At 66.0% G+C, this 3239-nt stretch carries 3 protein-coding genes; 2 read left to right on the plus strand and 1 reads right to left on the minus strand.

The features are described 5' to 3' along the window. Window positions 1-788 (minus strand): thymidine phosphorylase (locus VIG32_03270; protein ID HEY8297025.1); only part of this gene is annotated, 788 nt, incomplete at its 3' end. A 42-nt stretch (window positions 789-830) separates the two neighbouring features. Between VIG32_03270 and VIG32_03275 the strand changes: the two genes are divergently transcribed. Beyond that, complete coding sequence (locus VIG32_03275) at window positions 831-2144, plus strand: O-antigen ligase family protein (protein HEY8297026.1); 1314 nt, start codon at window positions 831-833, stop codon at window positions 2142-2144. Next, the coding region (locus VIG32_03280; protein ID HEY8297027.1) for a hypothetical protein at window positions 2135-3239 on the plus strand (1105 nt) is incomplete at its 3' end. The genes VIG32_03275 and VIG32_03280, both read left to right, overlap by 10 nt.

Below are 3239 nucleotides of genomic sequence, written 5' to 3' on the forward strand. Positions count from 1 at the left end.
GGTTGTAGGAAGTCGCGGGCTTCGATTATTTCTAGGGCGGTGCCGATCGCGTGGCCGAGGGGTTCGTTCATGTCGGTTACGAAGGCGGTGGCGCGGCGGCCGGCGCGGTTGGCGATGGTTACGAGCCAGCGGGCGAGTTCGGCGGCGGCGGCTGGATCCTGCACGAACGACGCGCGGCCGGCTTTGACGTCGAAAACGAAAGCGTGCGCGCCGCCCGCGATTTTCTTGGAGACGATCGACGCGGCGATCAGGCCCATGGCGGGAACGGTGGCGGTGCGATCGCGCAACGCGTAGATGCGTTTATCGGCGGGAACCAAGTCGCTGGTTTGCGATGCGATCGCGCAACCGATGCGCTCCACTTGGACGATGAACGCCTCGGTCGAGAGGTTGACCTTGAAGCCCGGAATCGTCTCGAGCTTGTCGATCGTGCCGCCCGTGTGCCCTAAGGCGCGGCCCGAGAGTTTCGCAACGCGGGCTCCGCAAGCGGCGGCGAGCGGAACGGCGATGAGCGAGACGATGTCGGCGACGCCGCCGCTGCTGTGTTTATCGACCACCGTATCGCCGCTAAAATGGAGCGTTTTGCCGCTGCGCACCATCGCATCGGTGAGCGCGTAGGCTTCTTCGAACGTCATGCCGCGCCAGATGCAGGCCATGCAAAGCGCGGCCATCTGGGCTTCGTCGACGCGCCCGTCCATGAACGCCGCCACGATCCCGCTCCAATCGTCGTACGAGAGCTCGCCGCCCTCGCGTTTGCGCTCGATCGCCCCGCGCATCGCCAATTCGTCCATGCAAGGCCGGGTTTTCGCGTCAAGCAACGCGAAGCCCGCCCCGTGCACCTGCACCCCGTCGTCGACCAAACGATTCAAAGCGTCCCGCTCGGACCACTCGCCGCCATCGTTTACGTGGCGGTGCTCGTCGGCGCGGTCTTTATGACCAAACGGCGCCCGATTGTGGGCGTCTGTCTGCTCGTGGTACTGCAGCCGTTTGCCTATTATGCGAACATCTTCGGAACGACGATCACGTTGCCGAAGGTCGCGCTCGTGGGCGTTCTGCTCGGCTGCGTCTCGTACTCCGGCTCGATCCGCGTTTTGCAGGAGCGCACCGCCTCGCGGATTCTGCTGGCCGCCATGCTCGTAGCGGCGGCGACGGTGCTATCCGTGCTGCACGCGATGCATAAGGGCGCGGCGTTGCGCGAAGTGCTTAAGATCGTCGAGTACATCGTGCTCTTCGCCACGGTATATGTTGCGTATCGCTTCGAGCCGAATCGCGATCTCGTACGCGCGGCGGCGATCGGCGTGACGATCGTCGTGGCGTTGGCGGCGCTCTCGCAGGAGATCATCGGCGCACCCTCCGGACTCTTCATCAACGGACATCCGATTCCGCGCATCGCCGGACCGCTCGAAGGGCCGAATCAACTCGCAGGCTATTTCGATATCTCGATTCCGCTGCTCTTCGCGTATTGCATCGAGCGCTCCGAACCGTACGTGCATCTCGCGCTCGCGCTCGCGGTCTTCGCCGATCTGCTCACCTTCTCGCGCAGCGGCGCGATTGCGGCGCTCATCGCCATCGCGATCGTTGCGATCGTTTGGCGCAAGCGCGAACTGCGCGACGCCTTCGTGTATACGGGCGTCGGGCTTGCATGCGGCGCCGGCGTCGCGCTCATCTGGGGCATCATCGCGCACTCCGGCGCCGTCGCGCGTTTCTTGACGCTTAAGGAATCGCACTACGCCGGCGGGGTCGGCACGCGATCCCAGCTTTGGCCGGCGGCGATCAAACTGTGGCTGCGGCATCCAATTTTCGGCGTCGGAGCCGGTAATTTCGAACTCGAGCTTCCGCTCGTCGGCTTGCACGGAATTCGCACGCACGCAAATAGTTTGTACTTGCAAGCGCTCGTTGAAGGCGGTTTGCCGCAGATCGCGGCCACGCTGTTTCTGGTCTACACCTCGATCGCGGCCTTTTTCCGCGAGCGCGGACAGTCGGCGCTGGTGCTCGGCGCGTTCGCGGCGTCGATCGCGCTGGCCGTTCACCAGATCGACGACTACCTGATCTTCTATCCGAAGATCGGCGGGTGGTGGTGGATCGTGCTCGCGCTCGGCGCAGCGGAGCTGGCTCACGCGAGGCGAACCGCTCCCGAATGCGCGTAATCGCGGGCGTTCCGCTCGCCTTCGCAATCGGCGCGATCGGCTGCCGGCTCTGGCTGCAGCTGCCGCCCAAATCCATCGCGACCGACCTCGCGCAGCCCGTGCCGGTGGTGACGTATTGGCACTCGTTCGGCGCGGTGATGTGGCTCGCGCTCTTCATCGCGGTCGCGATTGGAGGCGTCGCCTACGCGCTCGCGTTGCGGCGCGCGCTGCAATCGATCGATTCCACACCGCACCGCACGCTGCGCGCGATCGTTGTGGCGAGCGCTGCGGCGCTGGCTGCGGCGCTGCTCTTTCCCGTGCTTTTTTCGAGCGACGTCTATGCGTATGGCGCGTACGGGGCGATGGCGCTGCACGGATTCGATCCCTACGCGCATCACGTGCTTCACCTGCGCGATCCGCTCATTCGCGCGGCGATTTGGCAATGGAGCAATCCGCCGCCGGTCTGCGTGTACGGTCCGGCGTTCGTGCTGCTGGCGCGCGAGATCGTCGGCGCGTTGGCTTCGCTCGGCGTTGCGGCGCAGCTGCTCGGGCTGCGCGTCGTCGCCTCGCTTGCGCTCGTTGCATGCGGACCGCTGCTCTACGCGGCGTTACGCGGATTTCCAACGCCGCAACGCCTGGCCGCGGCGATCGGCATCGCGCTCAACCCGATCGCGATCTGGGTCTGCGCCGAAGGACATAACGACGCGCTGATGCTCGCGGTCGTGCTCGCCGGCATCGTGGTGGTGCGGCGCGGACATCCCGCACTCGGTGCGTTCGTTATCGCGTGCTCGGCAATGATCAAGGCGCCCGGCATCGCCGCCGCCGCCGTACTCGCGGCGTACACCTGGCCAACGCGCTCGCGATTCGTGCGCGTGATTGCGGGTGCCGCACTCGGCACCGCGGTTACCGCGCTCGTCGCGCTGCCGTTCGAATGGGGCGTGCGCAGCGTACTGGTGCCGCACGGGCACTACACACCACAGTTCTCGGCGCAGTATCTGGGCTCGCGGCTCGCGCAGAGTTTGTGGCCGGGCTCCGGCGGGTTCGCGGTGGGCGTAGCGATCGTGCTCGTTGCGATCGGGGTGTTGGCGCTCTTGGGCATGCGCGCGACGCTGGCGG

The sequence above is a fragment of the Candidatus Baltobacteraceae bacterium genome, from assembly GCA_036559195.1.
Taxonomy (GTDB): Bacteria; Vulcanimicrobiota; Vulcanimicrobiia; order Vulcanimicrobiales; family Vulcanimicrobiaceae; genus JALYTZ01.